Annotated in this window: 1 protein-coding gene; it reads left to right on the forward strand. The window is 54.4% G+C overall.

The annotated features are described in order from the left end of the window. Positions 1 to 47: 47 nt before the first annotated feature. Positions 48 to 221, forward strand: a complete 174-nt coding sequence (locus SB725_RS32720; protein ID WP_410923641.1) for a hypothetical protein — start codon at positions 48 to 50, stop codon at positions 219 to 221. Positions 222 to 252: the final 31 nt, after the last annotated feature.

Genomic DNA, 252 nt, shown 5'->3' on the forward strand with positions numbered 1-252 from the left:
GTCGTTGTCGCTCGCGACCAAGTCCTTGTCCCAATCAGCGAGACCCTATGAAAAAAGACGCTCTATTGAAGTGCATCGCGGAGACCGGCTACAACGTCGGTTTCGGCGGACGGAAACACTGGGCAACCTACGACATAGTCGACAAGGTGCCAGGCCTCATCGGCTTCTTCTCGACTGCCATGGGTGTTTTTGCCCTGGTATATGACTCCCTCTCGGCTTAAGACATATCTGCAGCTCTAGTTGTGCTTGGCG

This window comes from Pseudomonas sp. SIMBA_041, from assembly GCF_046535095.1.
In the GTDB taxonomy this organism is placed as follows: Bacteria; Pseudomonadota; Gammaproteobacteria; order Pseudomonadales; family Pseudomonadaceae; genus Aquipseudomonas; species Aquipseudomonas mucoides.